This window comes from Stenomitos rutilans, from assembly GCF_059505485.1.
This window is the reverse complement of the sequence record NZ_JCACKR010000116.1, coordinates 107,405-130,255: the sequence shown is the minus strand read 5'-3', so window position 1 is coordinate 130,255 and position 22,851 is coordinate 107,405. Positions and strand designations below refer to the sequence as shown.

The window sequence follows — 22,851 nt, the reverse complement described above, 5'->3', positions numbered from 1 at the left end:
GCCAATCTTAAATAGATCAGTGATCTAATTGACAAGATCACTGATCTAAAACTATGCTGAGGCTAATCAAAGCAATCCCTGCTTGAACCGCGTTACTCCTTAATAAATCCAACCCGCCATCTGAGCGGGTTCTTTAAGTTCTTGAGTGTTGAGGACACAACAATTTATGGCAGCTGAAACAACGAAATACCGCAAACAAGCTCTTGCTCTTTACGGGGAGGGGCTGAGTTACAGGCAGGTGGAAGACGCTTTGAAGCGCGAATACGGGCGACTGGTCGTTGACTACACAACTGTCTGGCGCTGGGTCAAAGCCTCGAAAACAAAAACTAAGGAGGTGGTCGCGTGACAAACGCAGAACACCTGATCGCGCCTACTACCGAAGCCGATCGCATCCTCGCACAACTCCGCACCTGGAGCCAGCACGACCCTGAGTTTTGCCGCCTCGAGCGCACCAATTTTAGTGGTGGGCATGACATTGACGTGCGGGTAGGTGATACCTGGTTCACCATTTGGGCCACGACCCTTGGTGCCATCTCCAGCAGTGGGTTAGCGATGCTGCTGTCAGCATTGATGAGTGCGATCGCGGTCAAAGGATTGCGGCTGGCACTCGACTACTATCCAGACGATAAGTCGTATACGGCTGTTTTGTTCCTAGCAGCCGACGACATTCGCACCCTTGATCGGGGATGGGATGGGGATCGAACTGAAGCGGCGATCGTACTCCTCACTGCGTACCTAGCTGCCATTGAGACAGAGACGACAACGGTAGCAGGAGGTGTGCAGTGAACGCAGCCTTTGAGGTTTTAACCTCGTCTAAATCAAACGAGTGGTATACACCACCTGAAATCATTGCACTTGCCCGTACTGTGATGGGCAGCATCGAGCTAGACCCGGCCTCTAACATTGTTGCTCAAGAATGGATTCAGGCCGATCGGTATTTCACTGAACAGACAAACGGTTTAGCGCAATCCTGGACGGCAAAAACAATCTGGCTCAATCCGCCATATGGCAATATTGGTAGTCGGTTCTGCACCAAATTGTTAGCCGATTGGAAACGAGGCGATTTTGAACAGGCGATCGCGCTTGTGCGTGGTGACAGTGCAGCAATGGAAGCACTGTTTGATCATGCCTACCACTGCCGTAGCAAACGCATTCGGTTTGTACCATCAGCTGCATTACTAGCCCAGAAGCAGAGTGAGGCTAAAGCTAAAGGCACGACTTGGAACAACTCACCTGTTCCAGGATCAACAATTTTCTATTTAGGTTCAAATTATCAACGCTTTGCCGAAGTCTTTGCTCAGCAGGGAAAGATTTTTGCGCCTGCGTTACTGCTTTAACAGCAAAAAGCGATCGCTGCCCCCGCAAACGATCGCTCCAGCGTTCCCCTACCAGAGAGAACTTATGACTAGAACCACTGTACCACGCAAATCTCGGCGCAAATGTCGGGAACCAGTTTTAGACCGTCCGTTTGAGGCCATCAAAGCCCAAGTCGCCGCTATTGTCGCACAACGCCCTGGTATTGATGTCATGCGATTGGCTGTGGCTTGTCGGCTACCGATCGTGGGTCGCCGTCGCCTGGGTGTGCACACCCTCAAAGCGTTTGAGCAGTTAAAGGTAGAGGGTGTGATCAACCTGGTAGAGCCATGCGTGCTTTACCCACAGATGCGGGTGTTTCCGGCTGGTTATCAGCCCAAACCACGGCCTGTCGATCGGGTCTATGCGCCTTACCGATCGTGGGTTGACCCCAGTTTTAAGGGTGCTCCACGGTCTGACCGCCTACCGAACGGTCGCGAACGTGTGAGTAGACGCGCTCATTGGGATGAAGTAAACCGTCAACGTTTTGGAGAAGCGGGGCATGGATGAAAGTACTGGTTGGAGAACAGCGGCGCGATCGACACAGCAACTCAGCACACAACAGCAGGAATGGAAGCGTCTAGCGAAGGAATGCCGTCGCCATGTGCCCAGTAGTCGCAGTGAGGACGAGCTGTGGTACTGGTTTAAGCGGGCCGAAGCGTATGAAGCAAAGTTGGTTGAGGAGGAAGCAGCGTGACTAAGTTCTCTGGCGCTGAATGGCTTACCTATTACCGTGACGATTTAAGCGAGTTTGGCAAGCTCGTTGCAGACATTTTAGGGCAGGCGTTTCGAGGTCTTTACCATCAGCAAAGTGCCGTTGCCAACAAAAAAGTTGATTGGAGTAGCGATCGCTGGATTGAAATTGTCTTCTATGGCACCCTATCCACCTATGACGACGATGGTCTCACTTTGCTTGTACTGCTCTGCCATCGCTATGGTGTGCGACTTGAAATCAGTGGTGCAAGTAGTCGTTATCTGCGCCTGTGTTTCAGCCCTCGGAAAGTTGGGGATACAGGGCCTTTTTATGCAAGACACCTCACGATCGAGCAGCAAATCGAAAGACTAGAGCCAATTGTTGGATCTCTAGCAAAGGCGGAGGCAGCAGCATGACAACTACTCAAGCACTCATCAAACTGACCAAGCTCAACGTCTGCATCGGTCTTAAAGTCCGCACCATACCTCGCGCTTGCAGCCCAAGGCAGAGGCAGCGAGAAGGGGTAATCAGGTCGCTGCCCTACCTGAAGCCTGCTGATGTCCTCAAGCTAGGCGGCAAAGCGCAGTACTACATCGACATCGAGTTTGGCGCACGACTGGAGACGGTGCATTTTCAATACTTGGAGATTGTAGGCGAGGAGGTAGAAGCGTGACTTTTGAAGAGGCTATCAATCTTTTAGCGCTGGAATCACCCTTTACCTTGATTCAGCTTAAGGATGCTTACAGGCGAATGATCCGGCAGTGGCACCCAGACTTAAACCCTCAACGCTTACAAAAAGCAACCGAGGTCGCGCAAGATCTTAATGCCGCTTACGACTTGCTAGAAGCCGTTGCCAGCGTAGAGGCGGACAACGGGCAAAAGTGGAGTGATTACCTTGCTCAGAAACTACCAAGGTGGGAGCGCGAATTTAAACAAGGGTGGCAAGGTGCATACCATCGCACCTGCTTGAGTGACGCTTTCCCTGGGTTGCATTTGCACACGTTTATCCACACTTTCAGGCGATCACGGATCGAACCGCGTCCTGAATGGTTTCGAGGGGTGTTGTTTGCCGATCGAGGCAACGATCGCACGCACTACCGCGAACACCTGCTCAAGATTGCACCTAACCGCACCATGCGCGAAGAGTGGGCACGAAAGTATTTCACGCTGGAGTTTGGCGAATCAAGTTGGGTCTTTTACTTGCCCAGCAGCCGTTTTGAGCTAACGGCAGGAGTAACGCGATGACAGTCTCCCTACTGATTGAAGTGCCAGAGCATCTTCACGACTCGCTGAGGGCGTTTCTGGCGTTACGACCTGGCTACGACACCGATCGGGTCTTTGCCGCTGCCTTGGCATTGTTTCTGTTGCAGAACCGCACTGGCGATGTGGGGGAGTCGAGGGCGGCAGCGCGGGTGTATTTAGATGCGTTGTTTAAGCGATCGGCGGGAGGGGAGGCATGACCCACACTCCTCTCTCTTCCGTTCCCGCTCTAGTCTGGCATTACTGTCAGCAACACAACTACAGCGAACCTTTCTTCAATCACCTTTCACGTGAATGGTATGCCTTCTCAGGTAAGGATGTGCTGCCGATCGCGCTACCATTGCCCACTGCCAAAGCAAAGGGCGTGCAAACAGCGCTGCGCGGTTGTTGGCTCAAAATCACGTTGCAGCACGGCGGTGTACTGACCTATCGCTTGGAAGAAGCCTACATCGTCAGCGCTGTCTGGGAGCCGTGCCCGCTTTTCTGCCAACAGAATCCAGGTGTTGTGCTGCAAATCGGCACTGACCTGCTGGAGCTGGGTGATGGCGTTGAGCCTGGCTCTGTCTGGTTTCGCTTTCACGCCAACCACGCTTTTATGATCCCGCCACACTGGCATGTTTTTCAGGACAACGAACCTGGGTCGATCGTGAAAGCGGTGGTGGTGGCGGTTGAGTATCAGGAGGTAGAGGCATGAAACTCACCTACTACCCCACCTACCCCCCGTTCCATCTCAAGCTGCTGCGACTGGCAGTGCTCTGGCAAAGAGAGCAAGCGGCTCAATCTCCCGTTCAGCGGAGGCAATGATGAGCTTGGCCCTGTTAACAGCAATTTCTCTGAGCTTCACTGTCAAGTCAATGTTTGACCTCGTTGCTGCTACCAAAAGCGCGATCACTACTTACAAGAAATGCCGCCAACTTGAACGCGAACTAGACCTGGAAACGCAGAAAGAAACCCTTGAAACGCTCTATCGCAAGTCCTGATGATGCCTAAACGTTACTCAAAACCCATGCTCAAGCTCTTGCACAGATTAGCTGACTTCTTGGCAAGGCACGATCGCCTGCGTGTCATCCTCGACGACCAAAGCGGGTCGGTCTACCTGGAACGCTACTTCTTGCTGTTTCAGGGTCGTAAAGATGGGCAAAACAGCAGCAACATTCAAGAACCACCTTTTAATCTACTGCTGCATCACATCTGTCGATCAGACCACGATCGCGCCCTCCATGACCATCCCTGGCACTGGGCCTCGCTGCTTCTGACGGGTGGCTATTGGGAGTACACACCTGAAGGTAAATTTTGGCGTGGTGCTGGTTCGTTCCGAATGCGATCAGCTGAAGCGTTGCATCGGTTGGAGCTAGACCCAGAGAGAGCGGGTGGTGAAACCTGGACCCTGTTTTTCACGGGCAAGCGGCGACGTGATTGGGGTTTTGTGCAGAACGGGGTTTGGACGCAGTGGCAGGAGTATCTCGATCGAGCTTCTAGGTCCAGCCCTTAAAAAGAATCCTCCCATCTGGTGACACAGAGGGAGGACTAGGCGATCGCTGGGTCACAAACAGGCTAGTCCAGCGTTTCAACATCAGGATTGACCGCCAAAAACGCCAGCCATAAGCCTCGAAAGCCCAGACGATCAATGCCCAGCAAGTCCATGCCGCATCCCTCAGTGATCCGTCCGTGAGCATAGGCAAACAAAACGCACTCGCGCAATGCATCCGCTTTAATCCCCTGCTTCTGTTCTTCAGTGAGTCTAAACATGTTTATATTCTCTCCCTATTCAAATTGCGATCGCACTCTTGAAACGACGGGCGATCGCACACTCTCTGAAACGTCTGTGCGTCGCCTTCCTAATCAAGCCGCTGATTTATCTGAACTTGAGAAAGCTTCCGCAAGATCTTCCAACGAACAATTAAGTAACTGGCAAAGCTTAAGCATTTGCGGAGGATTCAACTTGGGTTTAGAAACCCCTGTCTCCCAGTTGCTCACTGTCTGGTCACTCACACCGATCTCGGCACCAAATTCGCGCTGGTTTTTACCAGTTCTTTCCCGAAACACCTTCACAAATTCACCCCCTGAAAGCTTCATTACATCCCTATTCTACAACAGATTTCCCAGTTTTCTTGTAATTCCCCAGTTTTCTTGTAATAATAGAGGAGGGCAAGCGAAAGCAAGCCTATTGACAAGAGCCAGCGCTGACAGTTTCCGAGGCTTCCAGCGCTGGTCTTCTACCACAAGCCGTTACAAGCAACTTACGGATATTACAAATGATAACAGCAGCAACGACGACTCAAGAGCCGATCGCGCCATCCCCACAAACCGAGGCACTCCAATCTTTAGCCGTAGCCCAACGTGCGGACGAGGCGCTACGAGTTTACCGACAGGTGGCAGCGCAGCAAGTGATCGAGACGCAGCGCGTACCAGAGAAGACAACCCCGCAGACGTTTTACATCACAGCGATTCATCTCGATCGACCTGTCGATCAAATCGAGCGCTTAATGATCCTCATGGAAAACGAATGGGAAGACGAGGATGCTCTTGTGAATCTCGTCACCAATGCACCAGGTTTTTTGGAAGTGATGCAGGCTGTACGTCAGCATCCAGAGTTCCAGAGCAAGCGCTGGTGCTTTCGGGAAAGTTGGGGGGAAGACGAGTCCCCGTTTTAGTTAATCAAGTTTTGCAGTGTTCGTTTTGCGACGAATGGGCGACTTAGCCATCGCCCTTTTCTCTTCTCATCCAGGTTGAAGCGGCTGAAACCTTAAACCTGCCGTACAACGACATCGCCTACGGGCAACGTTCTACTCACAACACTCACAACAGGAACCTCATATGGGCTTTTTACCCGCTGTTGAATCTCGCCCCGTCCGCACCTCTGGTGGTGGCAACTACTTCCGTCCTCAGGACGGCAAGAACAAAGTACGCATTCTTTCGGATGCCACAGTTGGCTATGTGTACTGGAATAACCAGAACAAACCCGTCCGCTCCATGGAGCATCCTGGCAACCCAACCGATATTCGCCTGAGCGACAAGACTGGCAAGCCAGAGAGCATCAAATACTTCTGGGCGATGGTCGTCTGGGACTATGCCAAAGAGCAACTTGCGATCTGGGAGATTACACAAGTCTCTGTCCAGGATCAGCTAGAAGCTTTTTACGACAATGACGAGTGGGGGCATCCCAACGGTTACGACATCACAATTAGCCGTTCTGGTAATGGTATGGACACAAAGTACACCGTACAGCCATCACCCGCTAAACCTGCTGCCAAAGACACCATCACAGCTTACAAGGAAGCTGCTATCAACCTTGAGGCTCTACTGACTGGCGACAACCCGTTTGATGATGGTACCCCTGCACCTGCGTCAGCACCAGGCCATCCGGACTGGGACACCTTCCAAACCATGTTGAACAAGGCTGCTCACGTAGACGAGTTTGATGAGGCACGAGAGTGGATTCTGAAGCCGCGCCGTCTGGAGAAGATTGCCACACTTTTTGGCTCTGTAGAAGCTGCAAAAGAGCAGGTAGAAAAGATTACAGAAGCAGCAAAAGATGCCATACCTTTCTGAATCACTTCCCTAGACCCTCTTAATTCTATTTAACGGAGCGGTCGAGAGTCTCACCTCTCGATCCGCTCCTAACCATTCCCCACGCATAGATACCTGAAAATGGCTAACCAAAGCGTCGCAACAAACTGTCCCATTGACAAGGGGCAAGCAATCGCCCATCTGAGATCACTGGGGTACCAAGACGGAGATTTTGTGTTTCTGCGCTTGTTTTCTAAGAACAAACTGGAGAAAGGGATTAACCGTAGTGAAATCATGCCTGACTTGGATTGGTCTGCCTTAGAGGCTTACCAGGCTGAAGGTAAGAGTATCTATTTTGTGGTGAATGGCGGCGGTCATAAAGACGACGAGATTAAGAGTGGTCGTGCTGTCTTCTACGAACACGATGATCTGGAGCGGGAGGCTAGTAAGGTACTGTGGCAATCTTTACAGTTACCTGAGCCAACCATCCAAGTTGATACTAGCAATCGGTCAGTTTACTCTTTCTGGCTATTGGAAGAACCCTGTTACCCAGAGGCCTGGAAGGTTTTACAAACAGACCTATTGGAGTATGCGAACGCCGATCGCAAACTTAAGAACCCCAGTCGGGTGATGCGTCTAGCTGGCTGCTGGCACCCAGAAGCAGGACAAGTGCAGATTGTCAGTCAGAGCAACAGTGATTACAGCTATGACATGCTCAGGCAAGCTGTACCACAGATACAGCTTGACAGCACGGATACGCAAATTTCAATGCGCTGGCACACGTTTGAAGAACGTTGTACAGTACCGCTGGCTGAGAGCATACCGTTAGAGTTGTGCCTTAGTCATGAGAACCGCAGCCTGATTGCGCGGGGTGTAGGTGAGGGTGTACGGAATGACCGAGGGTTTGCGTTAGCAGCAAACCTCATTGGTACCGCCAATTATCTGCAAGCACTTGGACAACGGTTTGACGACGACCCTCGGTCAATGTTTGAGGCATACTGCGATTGCTGTCATCCAACGATTGAGGCAGCAGAAAGAGAAACAATCTGGCGTTCCGCGAGTCAAAAAAGTCGCTCCACCTCTCTCCCTCCCGACGCGATCGAGGGTTGCATCAAAGGGTATGCTTGGCGACTCTATAAAGAGGCTGTCACTCGTAGTCAGCAACGGTCTGTCCTGGAATTGCCGGATGACGATGCTGCTGAATCACTGAACAACCAAAAAGAGTTGTTACAGGAACTGGCTTATTACTCAAAGGATCGGCTGGATCTTCACAAGGTCTACCCAAATTACCTGGCTGATGCTCTCACACAACAGGCTTTAGCCTTACCCATTGCCCCCGAATGTTTGCACCAAGTGTTTATGGCGGTGTGTGCTGGCATTGTCGGTACCCGTGCTGATATTCGAGTGCATCAAGGGTGGACAGAACCTTGCGTTTTGTGGACAGGCTTTGTGGGTGAACCAGGGTTTAAGAAATCGCCTGCCATGAAGGTGATTCGTAAACCCTTGGTGAAGTTGCAGGTGCAAGCCCGTGAAGAGTTTGAAGCTCGTAAAGAAGAGTATGAGATCAACAAACGGCAGTGGGACGGTAAGAAGAGGGAGGAACGCGCAGAAGCTGACGCTTCTGAGGTACCCAAACAACCGAATCAGCGGCACTACTACCTGGAAGACACTACTCTTGATGCTGCTATTGCTTTGCACGCTCAAGAGGAATCAGCCACTGGGTTTAGCTTGCTCTACGACGAGTTAGCAGAATTGTTTGATGGACTAGACCAGTACAAGTCTGGTGGCAAAGGCAATGACCGTAAAAAGTTGTTGCGCTTGTGGAATGGCGGCGACCTGAAGACAGACCGCAAGACTGAGAATGCCAGTGTCTTTGTACCCAAGTCGGCAGTCTCTTTGTCTGGAGCCATCCAAACCTCTGTCCTGGAACAACAGATGGGTAACAAAGAAGATAGTGATGGCATGTGGGGTCGTATCCTTTGGAGCAATCCACCCTACATCAGGGCTGACCATCGCAGCACTCCTACAGACATCAGTGCACTACTAGAGGACGTTTACACAAAGCTTGACCACTTAGCGTCAGACCGCATGTTTCGACTTTCTCCAGAAGCGCAAAAACTCTTTTACAAGTTTGAGTCCTGGGTGGAAGACCAACGGGAGTACTGTTCCGCCGCTTTTAAGAATGCCCTTGCCAAGATGATTGGTTACTCCGCCCGCATTGCACTACTGCTGCATTGCCTCGATATTGCCCTGGGTGAATGCCCAGATGATGACCGGGTGCCCGCTAAAACCATGCAACGGAGTCTCTACCTCTGTCAGTACTACATCCAACAGGTCAAATTACTACACGCCAAGACAATTCAGACTGACCTCCCTCCCGAATTACTCAAGATTGTGGAACTCAGCCAGCGCATTGGCGAAGTCAGCGATCGGGAGATTCTTCGCAAACGCTATGCCGAATCGGCTGAGGATGCAAGAGACAAAATTAGGCAACTTATTGAACTTGGCTTAGGCGAACTGTCACACGGTGACAAAAAGTCATTGCGCTGGAAGTTTGTCACAGAAAAGGTAGATTTGTCACATTTGTCACAGGTTTTTGACGAATTTGTCACACCTTACAACACAACAGGGGAAGGCAATACAGACGAAAAAACCCTGTTTGTCACAAAAAATCAAAATTTTTCAAAACCTCCAGATACCGTTACAGAAGTTAACAAAGTGGAAGAGGTTTTAGAAAATAAAAAAATCTCTGAAAGTGTGACAGAACTACCTCAAGAGTATACCGGGCAAGCGTTAGAGGGTGTGACAAATGTTGTGACAGACGTGACAAACGCAGCACAACCAAAGCCACCCCCCCTTGTGCCAGTTCCTACCTTGAAGAAGGGTGATTTGGTTGCTTGGTTAACCCCGCCGGTGCATTTCAGGCGCGTCAATAACGAGGGGGTGCGGATCAAGGGTGTGATGGACGGAGAGGCGGAACTAGATATGTTTCCGCGACGGGTGCCATTGAGTGAATTGATGTTGTTTTCCGACTACTTGCAACAACAAGGAGAGACACCATGAGTTATCAAACAGCTCTCTTGCTTGAACCTGAAATTGCTTTAGATCCTTGTATTGTCACACCCTCAGATGTGCGCTGGGCGGACGCATTAACCGAGTGGCAACAGTCAAAAATGTTTGGGTTTGACATTGAGACCTTTGCTAGCAATGGTTCAGCCCTTGACCCTTGGCGAGGCGACATCAGACTCATTTCCATTGGGTTGACCAACGGCTTAAGTCTGTTGGTGGACTTGGGAGGGTTTATGGATGATTGCAACCTTTGCCGCCAGCGTCTGGATGCTACAGGGTTCTTACCTTTACTCGGTCAGATGTTGCGAGACCCAGATGTGCGTGTGGTGGGGCAGAACTTAAAGTTTGATCAATTGTGGGTCAAAGTTAAGTTTGGCTTTGATACGCGTTGTGTCCGCGATGTGATGTTGTTCAGTCAGTTGTATTGGGCAGGAGTACCCTACCGTCACAATCTCAAAGCAATCTGTGCACGGCTGGGTATTGAGGTGGACAAGGCTGAGCAAAAATCTGACTTTGGTGGAGCGCTTACAAACGCGCAACGTAATTATTCAGCAAAAGATTCTCTAGTCGTTCTCGATGTCTTCAGGCAACTGGGGAAGATGCTAGACAATGTCAACCTGAGTGGCCCTGCTCTAGCAGAAAGTGGTGCGAACCCTGCCTTTGTGCAAATGGAATATTACGGTTTTCCCGTTTGTATCGAAACTCTCAGAGATGTTTTACAGCAATATGAAGCTGCTTGTGGTGCTTTACTGCAGCCATTCAATGAAACATTTCCAGGTGTTAATCCTGACAGCCCGAAGCAAGTTAAACAAGCCATTCAAAAGACGTTGGGTATCACAGTTGAGAGCACAGACCAGGGGGGTCTTTCTCCCTATTGGGACAAACCCGCTCTGAAGTCTTTGAGCCTGTGGCGCACGATGACTACCTACATTGATTACATCAAGGGTTGTCAACGCGCTTATTCTGATGGCTCTGTACGCGGTAGTTTTCGGCAGTTAGGCCCAACGGGCTTTGGGCGTTCAACTTGCGGTGACAAAGCTAAAGATCAATTTCCTAATGTCAATTTGCAAAACCCTCCTAATCCCATCTCCATGCCAGATGAGATCAAGGCACTTAACTTACCTGAGGTACGTTCGTTCTTTAAAGTGCCTGAAGGTAAGGCACTCATTATTTCTGACTTGTCTGCTGCCCATGCTCGGATTGCTGCGGAGGCAAGTGGTGATAAGACATTGGTGGAAATTTACAACAGTGGTGATGATCCTGACTTTCACTCAGTCACAGCTAGTAAGCTTGCAAAGCTACAAGGGCTAGATTGGTCAGCAGAGTATATCAAGCAGACTCGTAAGGATAAGACATCCCCCGATCGCCAACGGGCAGACCAGTTAAGACAGGTAGCAAAACCTGTGTTCTACGGACGGTTGAATGGTGCAGGGCCATCAACATTACAGCGTACAGCTAAGACAGATGCTGGCATTGACCTTTCTGAAGATGTTGCCAAGTTAGCAGTGAAAGCTTGGGATACTGCCTACGCAGGACTGCGCCGTTATCAACTAGACATTGTTGACCAGGCTAATAAAGTATGTGTCACTTTGCCAGGATTAAAAGACACATACAGTCTTGTCTATGGCTGGTCAGGGCGACGCATTCACATGCGGAAATTTAAATCTGATTTTCAACCATCTGCACCACCTTCTGTCAAATTGTCCGATGCCTGTTCTTTTGTCTGGACAAGCACTGAAGCGGATGTGATCAAACTGGCTATGAAAGGCATTCTTGACGGGTTTGATGCTCATCCAGAGTGGGGTGCGTACCTGTGCAATTGCGCTCACGACGAACTCGATGCTGTCTGTGACGAAGCTTATGCTCTCGCGGTCTCTCGCCTGATCTTGGTGGAGATGCAGGCAGCAATGAAAGTTTTTATCACTTCTATTCCAGTGGATGACCTTGGTAGCACACCGGAAAAGCAAGTTTGTAAAGCATGGTCAGACAAATAGGGGGCATATGCAGCAAAAACAAGAGCCGGATCGCTATACCGAGTTGGTGCATCTATTCAAGCGCTTACGTCCAGCATTGAGCAACATCTACCGCGACAATCTCAAAAATATTGTGGTACAGGAGTTAACCAAAGTTGTGGAAACAGCGGAAGCGTTTGCCAAACAAAACACCAGTAAACGAGCCGCAAGGGCGAGACGTTGACTACCTCGAAGGCAAAGCCGACAGACCCCATCCCCGTTAACGCACAGACGCGCTACTCGTCATCCTCCGTTACTTCCAACCCCTGATTCAAAAACTATGAGCACGATCGACCTTTCATCCCGCGCCTTCCGCTGCCATACCGCTCAGCAATTGGTAAGCTCTCCCAGTCTCCGCAGCAGCATCTTGGAGCACCTCTTTTGCCAACTTTCCCACCGCACCATGATTGCCTTGGGCAGTGCTAACCTTCGCTTTGCCTACGTCCCTGGCGTGCAACCGTTCCTGATTGTGCAGTACGAGCCAGGTCCCGCTACTATCTGCCAGCCTGCCTACTGGCAAGAGCTAGAGGAGTTGTGCTGGCAGGTTGTGTTCACGACAGGCATCACCAGCTTGCAGTTTGTGGGTAGCGATACCACCTGCCGCCGCTGGCTGGATGCTACTGGTCGCTGGGTGAGGGAGTCGTTGTGACCCAGCTTGCTATTCCCGACCCACCAAAGTCACGTCGCCAGAAAACCGCTCCCGACATTAAACCACCGCCCGCTCAATGCCCCGCTTGCAAAAGCCTCGATCGCTACCCCTCCGTCACCCAGATCGGCATCGAAGACTGGCGCTGCCAACAATGTCACCGCTTCCTCGCCTGGATTAAACACCCCATTTTTAACCGTTAAAAGCCATGAGCACCGCAACGCTAGAACCAACGATCTCAGCAAGAGAACGACCGATTTTATTTTCTGGGGCAATGGTAAAAGCCATTCTGGAAGGGCGGAAAACGATGACTAGACGGGCAGCCAAGCTACCATCCTGGGCGATTCAGAACTGGAAAGATGTTGAGCTTGAGGATGGCGAGTTAATTGCGATCGCGGCTAACACAGGTTGTTTTAGTGCGATGCAATGCCCATACGGTAAGGTTGGCGATCGCCTTTGGGTGAGAGAGACTTGGCGACCAGCCAAGTCTGAAACGCATGAATGCTTTGCTTATCGAGCCGATCGACAGTATCGCTGCAACAAGCCAATGCCAGAACCCGATGGCAGCACAGCGGGCTGGAAGCCGTCGATCCATATGCCTCGTAAAGCCTCGCGACTCTTATTGGAAATTACAAACGTGCGAGTGCAACGGCTCCAAGACATCAGCGAAGAGGATGCGATCGCGGAAGGTTTAGCAGCACTCTCCAAGGACGGTGGGCAAACCGTGAAGTACGGCATCCCTGATCGTGACGGATTACCAGGGGGTGACAATATCGGCTGGGACTGGTCGCGCTGGTGTCTTAGCTCACGCCTTGCATATGAAGACTTGTGGAATTCCATTAATGCCGATAAATATCCCTGGGCTAGCAATCCTTACGTGTGGGTTGTCAGTTTTCAGCAAGTGAAACCGACTGCCGCAATTGAACTCTCCCCCCATAGCAACGGGTCACGGTAAAGACCCGACCCGCATTCAGTTACCCTTCACACCGGAAATTGAGCCATGACCACAGCCACTAAACAGCTACTGCAAAAGGGCGATCGCATCACAGGTACTTCCGCCAAAGGAAATGTTTACACGGGTACCTTTGAGGGTTTCACCACCGATGATTGGATCAAATGCAGCACGGGTGAAAAGACGATCGCCCTTAACCCTGCCACCGTCGAACGAGACGCCCCAGAGCTAGAATCAGAACCCATTATCGACACACCGGAAGCACCCGCGATCGACGATAGCCAAGTAGAAGACGCGCTGACAATCGCAGAGTCTGACAACCTTGTCGATCGCCTTGCCACTGAAATCGAGGCGATTTGGGCCGAGGCAGAAGAAGCCGAAAGCACCATGCGGCAGGCTGGCACAGCAGCACTCCAGCGATCGCTAACTTTAGGCGAAAAACTTCTAGAGGCCAAAGCTTTACCCGAAATTGGTGGCTACGGTCGGTGGCTACCCTGGTTGAGCGATCGGGGCATCACTGAACGACAGGCGCAACGTGCGATCCGGTTATGGCATCATCGACAGCAACTTGAAGCACAAGCCGACAGCATGACGGAATTGACGCTGACTGAGGCTTTGGCAGCGATTAGCAAGAAGGCGCTTATGCCTGCTGAACATCCAAATGAGTCTCGAAACGTACAAGACTCATCAGTGAGTATTCAAAACTCATCACTACTCTCACCGGAAGCGATCGAGACTCAATTTGCCGCGATCGGCGATCACGCGACTCCCACGCTAGAACAACTCATGACCCTCTACTCCCAGATTGGTACCGTCCGTCGCTGGAAGAAAGGGTGTGCCGTCGAGCGTGACGATATGGGTGCTCCTTTCCCCCTTGCTTTTCGCGATCGCGCCTCAGCCTGGAAGCGATGGCAGGAGGAATGGAAAGGATTTGCGGTAAAACATTCGTTCGTTACCACAGAAGCATCTGATCAGGTAGAGCATGATCCCACCACAGCCCAACGCCTTGCTATTCTTCTTGCCAGTCTTCTGGCGGTTCAGGCAATCGATTGACAAGCTCTCTAACCACTTCAGACATGTCCTTATCCTGTTCTCTTGCAGCCCACTTCAATCGCCGCTTTTGTCTACCTGACAGCCTAACCCGGAGCATAAATTCTTTGACCATGTTGCTACAACGTTGCTACAATAAAGGTATGTGTAGCAATATCGTAGCAACAATGAGCGGTTTTATAGAAGTCAGCGCGCTTGTATCGGAATGTTCTTACTGCGGACATACCGCAAATTGTTTTGATCATGTCATTCCGTTTGCTTACGCTTCTGGTCAAAAACGACACGCTAAAGCATGGAGATCAGAAAAAACGGTTATCCCTTGCTGTAGCGAGTGTAACAGCCTCTTAAGTTCTTATTCGTTTTATTCCATAGCCGAAAGAGCCGATTTTTTGGCTACGAGACTTGCTGTCCGCTATAGACGACTTCTTAACTCGCCGCATTGGTCTGAAGAAGACTACGAGGATCTTAGAGGCAGGTTGAAGCAGGCGATCAAAGCAAAACAAGCCGAAAAACAGGTTGTTTTAGAGCGCATCCGCCATTGCTTGTTTGTTGCACGCCTAGAAGATTTGACCATTGCCGATGTTTGGATTGCCTACAGAAAAGGAGTGACTTTGGCTGAATATGTTTCCGGCAAAAAAGCTAAGCAGGAAAGTCTATGAACACATTGCAACCACATAAACAGCCTTGTCATCACAAAACCTCTTCAGATGTTTCTGAGGGCACTAGGGAGCCATCTGAGGAAGTTATCAGAGCAAGGCTGCATCAGTTAGCGATCGCGCTTGCATTTGTATCTTTCAGCGAGTCGAGCGATCTTCTTAGCATCATCCCCACCAAAACAGAGGGCTTAGAGGACGAAAATCAGGGGAGCAACCCTTACGAGTATCAGCCCATTGATCCGACTTCTGTCTGGTTCAATCCAGGCGGTGGGGTGGTGGAAGGACAGGCGATCGCTGCCAATGGCAAGGGCATGATGCGGATTACTTGGGGTGAGGAGCGGGCGTCGGATGTACCGCGCGATCGGGTTTACATGTCCGACCCAACCACTACCGCCGTGTCGCTTGAGGTTGAAGCGAAGTTGGCATCAATGGGCCTTGAGGTGTGTGCGCCTTCCATTACGCCAGAAGAATCCAAGCGGGAAATGTGTGGCGAGGCAAACCCAACTCTCCGACCCGTGCAAGCAAATGGCTTAGTCGAAGAACGCCCCGTTTGCAGCCGTTGGGAGCCAGAAGAGGTTGATCAGGTGGCACGGATTCAGTTGCAAGGTTTGCTCAAGCATTTAGAACCTGCTGAGTTGGTGAAAGCAGCGATCGTGCATTCGGGTGTGTCGTTAGTTGATGCCGTGCGGGTGGCGGTTGAAATGTCAAATTTCAATGAAGGTGAGCAAATGCTTGAGCTAATCAAAAACTATCAGTTTGATAATTTTCCATTCTGAGGATCTGAAGTGCAAGCTAACCGAAAAACTGACCAAAGATTATTATTCAAGCAGTTTTGGAGCAAGATCACTATGACTTTTCACGGCTGGATCGGTTACTTAAAATGCTTCTTTCTCGGTCACAAATTACGCTCATACAAAAGGCGTTATGGAGGCTCAGTTCTGCACTGCGATCGATGTCCACATCCCCACGCTGACACTCTGCATTCATGGTTAGTGCGTCGTCGTTTTTATTTGCAGCATTGGTGGCAGAACCGCCACAACAAACATGATGATTTACTGTTTTAAGGAGTGCGGCAAATGACACCAGAGCAATTAATTCAAAAATGCGAACACGCTATTAATCATGGAATTCTAGGTGGAGCAGATGCAAAAAATCAGCCTTGTTCTCAAAGGCTCATTTACGAATTCCGGCAGGAAAAAACTTTGGAACGGCAAAGGCGCTCCAGTCGGGCAATGCCTTGCTGATATTGGTGATGACGGTGTTCTAGTGCTTTTCAAAGCTCAAGAAGTGATTGATGCCATGAGAAAACAGGAGTGCGATCGCACATGATGCATCAAGATGGCTTAACAAAAATGATGGAAGAGTGTGGCGAACTCATTCAAATTGCTGCTAAAAAATCGGCTTACTACAACACAGATCAACATCCTGATGGTAAAGGATCGCTCTTGCAACGCCTTCAAGATGAAGCAGCTGATGTGATGGCTGCCATTCTCTTTGTCGTTGAGACGCACGACCTTGACGAAAAAGCTATATGGCTGCGGGTTGACGGGAAATTGAATCAATACCATGAGTGGCAGCATGAGCGCCCAGTCGCTGAGCCTGAGAAACCTTACTGCCACTTTACAGGAGCAATTGAAGCGCTGAAAGAAGAGGACGATCGCACATGACACCTTGCCTGATCATTGCTCTCTGCTTCGTTCTTTCAACCCTCGCAGTGCTAGCGATCTCCGCTTGCCAGTTACGCTTTCCGCGCCAGCCTGACGAGCTGGAAGTATTAGAGCAGAGCCAGTACGTTGACGAAGCAAAAGTGATAGAAGACTGGGAAAATGTTTTTCCACCGCACCCGCCTGATGAAATTAAGGAGAGCGATCTTTAGTGGATTTTTCTAAAGAAGCATTGGAACTAGACGCTGCTGCTTGTACTTTGCATAACCTTGGTGCGTCGCTTAAAGGCAATCAACAAGCCTCTGATATTGAGTGGCTTGCAAGAGTTCTATTCGAGAATAGTCGTCTAGGCTCAGGTTGTATCAGCACAGTACCTTGGCTAGTCGATTCCGAGCAATGGGATTATCTTGAACTTGAACCGCAGACGTTACTAGGTGAAGGGTTCTACCATTGGCAGGCGTTAACGGAGACGCAGCAAGAAGCGTGGCGCAAACTTGCACGGATTTGTCTATACGTTTTGCCTAGTTTTGCATCACGTGTTGGTTCACGGTATATGCAGCTTTCCAATGCGTTAAGAGCCACTTGGAAAGCAAACCGACTGCAATGACAGTTAGTAATTTATCGCCATCAGGTAGCGATGCCGCTCTTAATCAGGTTTACCAATTGATGAAATTGAGGAAAGCGAATGAACCGAGATAACGAAAAGATTCTGAGCCTAATTTGTGAAGTAGAAAGCTTTATCCAATCGCGCCTAGCGCCCCTTGTTGAAGCCAACGCTAGCGCAAGCACAATCTCTTCTTTTGTCCAGTGCCTGCAAGATTTAGAACGAGCTACAAACAATCTTGGGGAAGTTGTGTTCGGCGAGATAGAAGACACTGATTGTGATGATGACTCTGATGTTTTTGAGGTCGATCATTCTGACGTCATCGAAACCATTGTCAAAGAAACAATGGTCCCTGTCGAAAACAGACTGATTGCTTTGATTGAACGGCTTGAAGGCATGGAGGGCGATCGCAATGATTAAAAACATCAAGCTCCAAGTATGGGAAGCAAATGGCAGGGTCATTCTCCGCGTTGAAAACGATGTTCCAAATGGTAGTTCTATTAGCGCTGACGGTCAGTCGTTAGTTAAAGCCCTGCTGAATTTGGCCGAAGTCATCACCTGCGTCCGCCTTGATGATGATCCTGTTTGGGACGAGCCAATAATCTCAGGCGGTGACGACAATGACACCAATGAGCTTGGAGCGTTCATTTATGGAACCAATCGCACATGACATTAAAAGAGTTCACCACCATTGTACGGCTTTTGGCTAACAGTTATTATGTGCGCTACTGGCAGCATTACAACTATCCAGCACTACCACCGTTAATGGCAATCTCTATTCTTGGCCTACAGCAAAGAACAAGCCTCGATCTCTTAAACAAAGAGTTTGATGAAAAGGGTTTTAAGCCAGTAGAAGGTAGCCTCATTTGGACAATTGAACGCACAGATTTGGATTGGCTAGGTTTTGAATTTAAGGAAGACGATCGCACCAATGACTAAGAAACGCATCCATTACATCGGGATTCCCTGCAAAGCTGACCTTCGTGCAGGTGGACGCTGGCACAGCAGCACTATAAGCAGCAATAGCAATCCGCAAACAGTGACATGCAAAGGGTGTTTGAAAGTGATGGCAAAGCCAATTAATTGTAAGGACGGAAAATAATGACCTGGCAATTGTTAAACGAAAACATTCAAGCTTTTACCGAGCGTCAAGAAGCTTTAGAAAAAATAGCTAAGATTGTTGCTGGTCATCCTGACTGGCACAAAGCTGAGCCGCAGTTAAAAGCCTATTTGGAAACAGCCTTGCGAAAAGCCGCTTAATCTAGACCCAAAGCTCAACAGTTTCGATGCTGTTCCTTCGGCAAACCACTCGCTTCACAAGTAGTCGGTAAATTGAATGCTTGTCTTCTGGTTTTAGCTCAATCCAGAAAGTTGGATTAGAACATGCTTTTAATGCTTTCTCTCTATCCGGCTGTAGCGTAATTTCTTGTTTAGACGCAGCAACTTCGATTTCAGCTATATCGGATTGAATACCTGCGATCGCGGCCTCGATATGAAAGTTTGTAGGCAGCTTTACTAAAGCAATCAATTGTTTTCTAAGCTCCAAAAGCCCAGGGTTTTCAGCTACTTTTTGTTCTGCTTGAATGGCTCGTGCAGCAATGGTTTCAGATCTGTCTACTAAAGCGATAATGATTGCTTTTTGAATGTTGTCAGTATTCATGTACTTATTGTTAGGGCACGATCGCCGCACTCCTTTATAGCAACGGTAATAAACTATGGGGTTAACCCGATCGTGCTTATAGGAGACAGACATACTGCTGCCACACTCAGCACAATAGATTAAGCCAGTTAAGGGAAACCGCACTGGATCAGACTTGAAACCATGATGTTTTTGCCGAAAGCTTAAAGACTCTTCAACTTCTAAACGCTCTTGCTGAGTGAAAAGGGCAGGATGGTTGTTGTAGTAAATTTTTGTTTTGCCCCGTCGATTGTGACGGTCGTACCAAAGGTTGCCGTAGATAGTCTCGCATTGCAGCCAGGTCTTGATGCCGCCAGGCGATCGTGGGATCTTAGTCAAATCTTTGTGATTGAGGTTTATGGCTTGAGTCGTTTTGATCAGGCCAACATCAATGACTGATTGCCGTATCCACCGTGCAATGGTTTCCACGTCTACATCGATTTCTAACCGCTTGTCAATGATTCTGTAGCCAAAGGGGGCGTGAATCGGCATTCTATTTGCTCGGATGCCGTCGTAGCCCGCGTTGATCCTTTCTTGGATTAACTCGCGCTCTAGCTGTGCAAAAACAGCTTGCATCTGTACGTTTGCCCTGCCTGATGCTGTGTCAATGTCAATTTTGCCGTCAAGTGAAGTAAATTTAACTTTCTTCTCAGCAAAGAGATCGATCGCATCTACCATTTGACGAGTTGATCGCCCTAGCCTGGTAACCGAGCAAACGACCACCTCTGTAACGTTGTCTGAATCGATTAGTGCTAGTAGTTCTTTGTAGCCAGGTCGCTTTTTGCTGGCTCCACTCATACGATCGGTAAGGATGCGATCGCAGCCATACCGCTGTAGCCGCTGTATTTGCCAAGCTAGAGCTTGATCTTGCTCCGCTTTAAGCGTCGATTCGCGAGCGTATCCCAATATCATGCTGGTAATAATATGTCTATAATCGAAATATTATCACTTCATGATAGTATAATTGAAGGCTAGACTTTGCCCTACGATTGGCGGGCCCACGGAGTTAATTTGTCAATGACAAACCAAGACGATCGAGACAGAGCCGATAGAGCGATTGCGCTTATGCGGGAAGCTGGCCTAGATCCTGCGCTAGGTGTAAGTGTGTCGATCGTTGTTCAGACATTACGGTACTGGGCGGAAGGTCAGCTTAACGATGTGGAATTTATGAGAGCGATGCGGAATTTAGCGATTATTAACCCAGCGCTTGCCCTCAGCTAAACTCGATCGCTGGAAACCCGCAATTTTGTAGCGTCGTGAGGAACCGATCGCGCTGTTTCTGGGTGTACTGAGACTGAATTGCCTGAACTGCAAACGTGAAATCGGCAAAGCGGTTTTCATCCGTCTGAGCGGTGTTTGCAAACGAGTGCGTAATCAGCGTGAGGGCGGCGTTGTTAGCAAAAGCGACTCCGAACAAATCCGTACCTCTGAGCGCATTCTCCAAATCAACCCAACGATAGTCGAGCACTGTTTCAGACGTGGGTGCAATAAACGCACCGTCTGTATGTGTCCAACCAATTTCGCAAGGCTGATCAAGCAAGATCGGCACAGCTTTGCCTGGATACGCTTGTTCCAGAAAAGTAGCATCAGCCACAATCTTGTTCACTACCAAGCCAGTGTCGTCTAAAATTGCCCAATCAGATGCCATAATCACCCCCAGTCAGAAGAAAACTATACGGGCAAAACCTGCGCCACCAGCACCACCTCCACCAGAGGCATTGCCGTTGAGCGAAGCGCCGCCACCGCCGCCGCCACCGCCACGTGCACCAGACCCCCCGGCACCTCCTGTCCCTGACGAACCGCCGCCGCCCCCCGCGCCTCCTCCTCCTCCCCACGTATTGTTAATCACGCTGCCAGCACCACCATTACCCCCGGAGGTGCCACTGGTGCCAGCCGTGCCGCCTGTTGTAGTACCATGTGCCGCCCGCGACCCAACCGTCCCGGCTCCGCCTGCTTGAGCAACATTACTGGCGTTGACACCGCCGCCGCCGCCGCCGCTACCAGGTGCATAGGCGTGTGAAGACCCATTTTGCCCTGCCGATGTCGCATTACCTGTGCCGCCTCCACCACCAATCCATTGAGCCGAGGTTGAGTTTAAGGCTGCTCCCGGTGTACCTGTGCTGGTGGTGCCGCCTGTGCCTCCGTTGCCCCCAGGCGCTTGCCCGATCGTAGTGCCACTAATACTGAGGCTAGTCGTGCCGCCTGTGCCTCCGTTACCTCCGTTAGCGGTATCAGAAGCAGCCGCGTTACCAGCCGTACCAGCAGCCCCGATCGTCACTGTCATAGTAAGACCTAGCGCTAGTAGGTCTACGGCATTAACGATCGTGTCTATGACGCTGCCTGCCGCCCCCCCGCCGCCTCCTGCCTTTGCCGTACTGGTGGCGTCACGTCTACCACCACCACCACCACCACCACCGCCTGTGAGTAGTTCTCTTATTAGTTTGAAGTTGTTATTCGGGAAATTGAAAGACCCCGAACTAGTAAATTCAAAAATGCAAGGAGAGCTTTTAACGACCGTCCAATTCGATGTTCCGTCGCTTTCCAAAATAACTGAACTGCTAGCGTTGTTGATTAAAGCTGGCAGCGAAGTGAGTTCATTAATTGTGTCGCTACCAGCCGCACTGATTGACAGACTGTTTGTGGTGGTGACGCTACCCGCTTCGTCAATCACCAATAACTGAAAACCTGCAATAACAGCATTGGCAGCAGGCAAGGTGACTGTCCGTGCAGCGCTCATTGTGCCCGTCTGAGCCGCGATCGTCGTACCAGCAGTAACTGTGTAGTTCGCGTCAGAAAAAGTTGATCGCACCGTACCCGCATTCAAGACAACCGTCTGCGCTGCTGTGGGATTGCCTCCACGCGGGTGAATGTACCCAAAGGTCGTGATGATTGTATTGCTGGCAGTAGCGCTAGCCCGTCCACGAATTTGGGCCGAAGTGTTGCAGTAGATGTACTCGATCGGGGCAGCCGTAGTATACAAGTAAGCCCCAACCATAAAAGCCCCAGTGTTGCCGGATTGCGTGCTGGAATCAGGTGCAATATCCACGCAGTCGGGATCAGAGAAATAGTAGAAAGTGTAGCCAGACGATGCTTGCGTGCCTAGATGCGCTTTGCAGAGTGGCCTGACTTTGATACCAGTGACTACCGACAGCGTATAGAGAGAGGCTGTCGTACCAATAACGGCTGTAATATCTGTGACTGGCGTGAGGTATTGCACTAAGCCGCCGTTCTGTTTGATTGGGCGAATACTGCTGCTCTGTGTCGTGATCGACATGTGCAGCCGCAGATCCCAAACGTTGCTAGAACCGTCTGTAAACGTCGATTGGGTTGCAGACGTATGAAACCCGTGATCAACTGTCCCGTCACTACGCCGCCGCATAATATAGCAATGCAGCGTTGTGGATGCTGGGAACGATGAACCTGTCAGCAAGCCGCCTGCGTTAGTGCCGATCGCCCAGGCTGCGTTGAGGCGCTTGGTAAACGCGGCTGGTGTGACCACGTAGCGCACACCTTGCACGTCAACAATCGCCTTGCCGCTGGTAAGGTCGAGATACTGTGTGTTGCTGCCGTTGACCGAGCATTCACAGCCCTCGACCAACAGGAATTGAGCATCTGTTGTCAGTACGCTCTTACCTCCTGGCCCCCCGATCTTAAGATCGGCTTCGGTTGTGCTTGCTAAGTCAATGTGTCGAGCCAAAGTCGC

General features: G+C 50.2%; 37 protein-coding genes. 32 read left to right on the top strand and 5 right to left on the bottom strand.

Features of this window, described 5'->3' with window-relative positions:
- Window positions 1–166: 166 nt before the first annotated feature.
- The 12 genes from AC5JLP_RS24225 (at window position 167) to AC5JLP_RS24170 (ending at window position 4,799) form a co-directional block, all read left to right on the top strand.
- Window positions 167–346 (top strand): hypothetical protein, encoded by a 180-nt coding sequence (locus tag AC5JLP_RS24225; RefSeq protein ID WP_496070392.1) that lies wholly within the window; start codon window positions 167–169, stop codon window positions 344–346.
- Entirely contained in the window at window positions 343–786 is a 444-nt protein-coding gene (locus AC5JLP_RS24220) for a hypothetical protein (protein WP_496070391.1), read from the top strand. Before AC5JLP_RS24225 ends, AC5JLP_RS24220 begins: the two co-directional genes overlap by 4 nt.
- The gene (locus tag AC5JLP_RS24215; protein ID WP_496070390.1) at window positions 783–1,337 is read left to right on the top strand and encodes a DNA N-6-adenine-methyltransferase; all 555 of its coding nucleotides are present in this window, start codon (window positions 783–785) and stop codon (window positions 1,335–1,337) included. The genes AC5JLP_RS24220 and AC5JLP_RS24215 overlap by 4 nt, the downstream gene beginning before the upstream one ends.
- A 64-nt stretch (window positions 1,338–1,401) precedes the next feature.
- Complete coding sequence (locus AC5JLP_RS24210) at window positions 1,402–1,863, top strand: hypothetical protein (RefSeq protein ID WP_496070389.1); 462 nt, start codon at window positions 1,402–1,404, stop codon at window positions 1,861–1,863.
- Window positions 1,856–2,050 (top strand): hypothetical protein, encoded by a 195-nt coding sequence (locus AC5JLP_RS24205; RefSeq protein WP_496070388.1) that lies wholly within the window; start codon window positions 1,856–1,858, stop codon window positions 2,048–2,050. The genes AC5JLP_RS24210 and AC5JLP_RS24205 overlap by 8 nt, the downstream gene beginning before the upstream one ends.
- On the top strand, window positions 2,047–2,463 hold the full coding sequence (locus AC5JLP_RS24200) for a hypothetical protein (protein WP_496070387.1): 417 nt from the start codon (window positions 2,047–2,049) through the stop codon (window positions 2,461–2,463). The genes AC5JLP_RS24205 and AC5JLP_RS24200 overlap by 4 nt, the downstream gene beginning before the upstream one ends.
- On the top strand, window positions 2,460–2,720 hold the full coding sequence (locus AC5JLP_RS24195; RefSeq protein ID WP_496070386.1) for a hypothetical protein: 261 nt from the start codon (window positions 2,460–2,462) through the stop codon (window positions 2,718–2,720). The genes AC5JLP_RS24200 and AC5JLP_RS24195 overlap by 4 nt, the downstream gene beginning before the upstream one ends.
- A complete protein-coding gene (locus tag AC5JLP_RS24190) occupies window positions 2,717–3,292 on the top strand; it encodes a J domain-containing protein (protein WP_496070385.1) in 576 nt (191 codons plus the stop codon). The genes AC5JLP_RS24195 and AC5JLP_RS24190 overlap by 4 nt, the downstream gene beginning before the upstream one ends.
- Window positions 3,289–3,507, top strand: a complete 219-nt coding sequence (locus tag AC5JLP_RS24185; protein WP_496070384.1) for a DUF2811 domain-containing protein — start codon at window positions 3,289–3,291, stop codon at window positions 3,505–3,507. The genes AC5JLP_RS24190 and AC5JLP_RS24185 overlap by 4 nt, the downstream gene beginning before the upstream one ends.
- Window positions 3,504–4,001, top strand: coding sequence for a hypothetical protein (locus tag AC5JLP_RS24180; RefSeq protein WP_496070383.1), 498 nt, complete (start codon window positions 3,504–3,506; stop codon window positions 3,999–4,001). The genes AC5JLP_RS24185 and AC5JLP_RS24180 overlap by 4 nt, the downstream gene beginning before the upstream one ends.
- 160 nt (window positions 4,002–4,161) lie before the next feature.
- Window positions 4,162–4,287, top strand: a complete 126-nt coding sequence (locus AC5JLP_RS24175; protein ID WP_496070382.1) for a hypothetical protein — start codon at window positions 4,162–4,164, stop codon at window positions 4,285–4,287.
- Window positions 4,288–4,313: 26 nt separating this feature from the next.
- Window positions 4,314–4,799 carry a hypothetical protein gene (locus tag AC5JLP_RS24170; RefSeq protein WP_496070381.1) on the top strand — a complete coding sequence of 162 codons (486 nt, stop codon included), beginning with the start codon at window positions 4,314–4,316 and terminating at the stop codon, window positions 4,797–4,799.
- Window positions 4,800–4,861: 62 nt separating this feature from the next.
- Here the strand turns inward: AC5JLP_RS24170 and AC5JLP_RS24165 are convergent, their stop codons facing one another.
- Window positions 4,862–5,056, bottom strand: a complete 195-nt coding sequence (locus AC5JLP_RS24165; RefSeq protein WP_496070380.1) for a hypothetical protein — start codon at window positions 5,054–5,056, stop codon at window positions 4,862–4,864.
- 93 nt (window positions 5,057–5,149) lie between these two features.
- On the bottom strand, window positions 5,150–5,383 hold the full coding sequence (locus tag AC5JLP_RS24160) for a helix-turn-helix transcriptional regulator (RefSeq protein WP_496070379.1): 234 nt from the start codon (window positions 5,381–5,383) through the stop codon (window positions 5,150–5,152).
- Between the two features lie 179 nt (window positions 5,384–5,562).
- Here AC5JLP_RS24160 and AC5JLP_RS24155 point away from each other — a divergent pair, with 179 nt between their 5' ends.
- The 19 genes from AC5JLP_RS24155 to AC5JLP_RS24065 all read left to right on the top strand — a co-directional run bounded on the left by AC5JLP_RS24155 (window position 5,563) and on the right by AC5JLP_RS24065 (window position 18,730).
- Complete coding sequence (locus AC5JLP_RS24155) at window positions 5,563–5,961, top strand: PH domain-containing protein (protein ID WP_496070378.1); 399 nt, start codon at window positions 5,563–5,565, stop codon at window positions 5,959–5,961.
- Window positions 5,962–6,124: 163 nt separating this feature from the next.
- Complete coding sequence (locus AC5JLP_RS24150; protein ID WP_496070377.1) at window positions 6,125–6,859, top strand: hypothetical protein; 735 nt, start codon at window positions 6,125–6,127, stop codon at window positions 6,857–6,859.
- 99 nt (window positions 6,860–6,958) lie between these two features.
- Complete coding sequence (locus AC5JLP_RS24145; RefSeq protein ID WP_496070376.1) at window positions 6,959–9,880, top strand: DUF3987 domain-containing protein; 2,922 nt, start codon at window positions 6,959–6,961, stop codon at window positions 9,878–9,880.
- On the top strand, window positions 9,877–11,880 hold the full coding sequence (locus AC5JLP_RS24140; RefSeq protein ID WP_496070375.1) for a DNA polymerase: 2,004 nt from the start codon (window positions 9,877–9,879) through the stop codon (window positions 11,878–11,880). The genes AC5JLP_RS24145 and AC5JLP_RS24140 overlap by 4 nt, the downstream gene beginning before the upstream one ends.
- Before the next feature lie 7 nt (window positions 11,881–11,887).
- Entirely contained in the window at window positions 11,888–12,082 is a 195-nt protein-coding gene (locus AC5JLP_RS24135) for a hypothetical protein (RefSeq protein WP_496070374.1), read from the top strand.
- A 96-nt stretch (window positions 12,083–12,178) separates the two neighbouring features.
- Window positions 12,179–12,547 (top strand): hypothetical protein, encoded by a 369-nt coding sequence (locus tag AC5JLP_RS24130; RefSeq protein ID WP_496070373.1) that lies wholly within the window; start codon window positions 12,179–12,181, stop codon window positions 12,545–12,547.
- The gene (locus AC5JLP_RS24125) at window positions 12,544–12,747 is read left to right on the top strand and encodes a hypothetical protein (protein ID WP_496070372.1); all 204 of its coding nucleotides are present in this window, start codon (window positions 12,544–12,546) and stop codon (window positions 12,745–12,747) included. Before AC5JLP_RS24130 ends, AC5JLP_RS24125 begins: the two co-directional genes overlap by 4 nt.
- 5 nt (window positions 12,748–12,752) lie before the next feature.
- Entirely contained in the window at window positions 12,753–13,499 is a 747-nt protein-coding gene (locus AC5JLP_RS24120) for a hypothetical protein (protein WP_496070371.1), read from the top strand.
- Between the two features lie 45 nt (window positions 13,500–13,544).
- Complete coding sequence (locus AC5JLP_RS24115; RefSeq protein WP_496070370.1) at window positions 13,545–14,549, top strand: hypothetical protein; 1,005 nt, start codon at window positions 13,545–13,547, stop codon at window positions 14,547–14,549.
- Window positions 14,550–14,659: 110 nt separating this feature from the next.
- A complete protein-coding gene (locus AC5JLP_RS24110) occupies window positions 14,660–15,205 on the top strand; it encodes a hypothetical protein (protein WP_496070369.1) in 546 nt (181 codons plus the stop codon).
- On the top strand, window positions 15,202–15,978 hold the full coding sequence (locus tag AC5JLP_RS24105) for a hypothetical protein (RefSeq protein WP_496070368.1): 777 nt from the start codon (window positions 15,202–15,204) through the stop codon (window positions 15,976–15,978). The genes AC5JLP_RS24110 and AC5JLP_RS24105 overlap by 4 nt, the downstream gene beginning before the upstream one ends.
- 367 nt (window positions 15,979–16,345) lie before the next feature.
- Window positions 16,346–16,531 (top strand): hypothetical protein, encoded by a 186-nt coding sequence (locus AC5JLP_RS24100; protein ID WP_496070367.1) that lies wholly within the window; start codon window positions 16,346–16,348, stop codon window positions 16,529–16,531.
- Window positions 16,528–16,869 (top strand): nucleoside triphosphate pyrophosphohydrolase family protein, encoded by a 342-nt coding sequence (locus AC5JLP_RS24095; protein ID WP_496070366.1) that lies wholly within the window; start codon window positions 16,528–16,530, stop codon window positions 16,867–16,869. The genes AC5JLP_RS24100 and AC5JLP_RS24095 overlap by 4 nt, the downstream gene beginning before the upstream one ends.
- Complete coding sequence (locus tag AC5JLP_RS24090; protein ID WP_496070365.1) at window positions 16,866–17,078, top strand: hypothetical protein; 213 nt, start codon at window positions 16,866–16,868, stop codon at window positions 17,076–17,078. The genes AC5JLP_RS24095 and AC5JLP_RS24090 overlap by 4 nt, the downstream gene beginning before the upstream one ends.
- Window positions 17,078–17,473: a hypothetical protein gene (locus tag AC5JLP_RS24085; RefSeq protein ID WP_496070364.1), complete on the top strand. Its 396-nt coding sequence runs from the start codon at window positions 17,078–17,080 to the stop codon at window positions 17,471–17,473. The genes AC5JLP_RS24090 and AC5JLP_RS24085 overlap by 1 nt, the downstream gene beginning before the upstream one ends.
- Window positions 17,474–17,551: 78 nt before the next feature.
- Window positions 17,552–17,890 (top strand): hypothetical protein, encoded by a 339-nt coding sequence (locus AC5JLP_RS24080; RefSeq protein WP_496070363.1) that lies wholly within the window; start codon window positions 17,552–17,554, stop codon window positions 17,888–17,890.
- Window positions 17,883–18,140, top strand: coding sequence for a hypothetical protein (locus tag AC5JLP_RS24075; protein ID WP_496070362.1), 258 nt, complete (start codon window positions 17,883–17,885; stop codon window positions 18,138–18,140). The genes AC5JLP_RS24080 and AC5JLP_RS24075 overlap by 8 nt, the downstream gene beginning before the upstream one ends.
- On the top strand, window positions 18,137–18,409 hold the full coding sequence (locus AC5JLP_RS24070) for a hypothetical protein (protein WP_496070361.1): 273 nt from the start codon (window positions 18,137–18,139) through the stop codon (window positions 18,407–18,409). The genes AC5JLP_RS24075 and AC5JLP_RS24070 overlap by 4 nt, the downstream gene beginning before the upstream one ends.
- Window positions 18,410–18,571: 162 nt before the next feature.
- Window positions 18,572–18,730: a hypothetical protein gene (locus tag AC5JLP_RS24065; RefSeq protein ID WP_496070360.1), complete on the top strand. Its 159-nt coding sequence runs from the start codon at window positions 18,572–18,574 to the stop codon at window positions 18,728–18,730.
- A gap of 1 nt (window position 18,731) precedes the next feature.
- Here the strand turns inward: AC5JLP_RS24065 and AC5JLP_RS24060 are convergent, their stop codons facing one another.
- Window positions 18,732–20,060 (bottom strand): recombinase family protein, encoded by a 1,329-nt coding sequence (locus AC5JLP_RS24060; RefSeq protein WP_496070359.1) that lies wholly within the window; start codon window positions 20,058–20,060, stop codon window positions 18,732–18,734.
- A 105-nt stretch (window positions 20,061–20,165) separates the two neighbouring features.
- Between AC5JLP_RS24060 and AC5JLP_RS24055 the strand changes: the two genes are divergently transcribed.
- On the top strand, window positions 20,166–20,369 hold the full coding sequence (locus AC5JLP_RS24055; protein WP_496070503.1) for a hypothetical protein: 204 nt from the start codon (window positions 20,166–20,168) through the stop codon (window positions 20,367–20,369).
- Here the strand turns inward: AC5JLP_RS24055 and AC5JLP_RS24050 are convergent.
- Window positions 20,362–20,796 carry a hypothetical protein gene (locus AC5JLP_RS24050; RefSeq protein ID WP_496070502.1) on the bottom strand — a complete coding sequence of 145 codons (435 nt, stop codon included), beginning with the start codon at window positions 20,794–20,796 and terminating at the stop codon, window positions 20,362–20,364. The two genes, AC5JLP_RS24055 and AC5JLP_RS24050, sit on opposite strands and share 8 nt — an antisense overlap.
- A 12-nt stretch (window positions 20,797–20,808) precedes the next feature.
- Entirely contained in the window at window positions 20,809–22,845 is a 2,037-nt protein-coding gene (locus tag AC5JLP_RS24045; RefSeq protein WP_496070501.1) for a hypothetical protein, read from the bottom strand.
- Window positions 22,846–22,851: the final 6 nt, after the last annotated feature.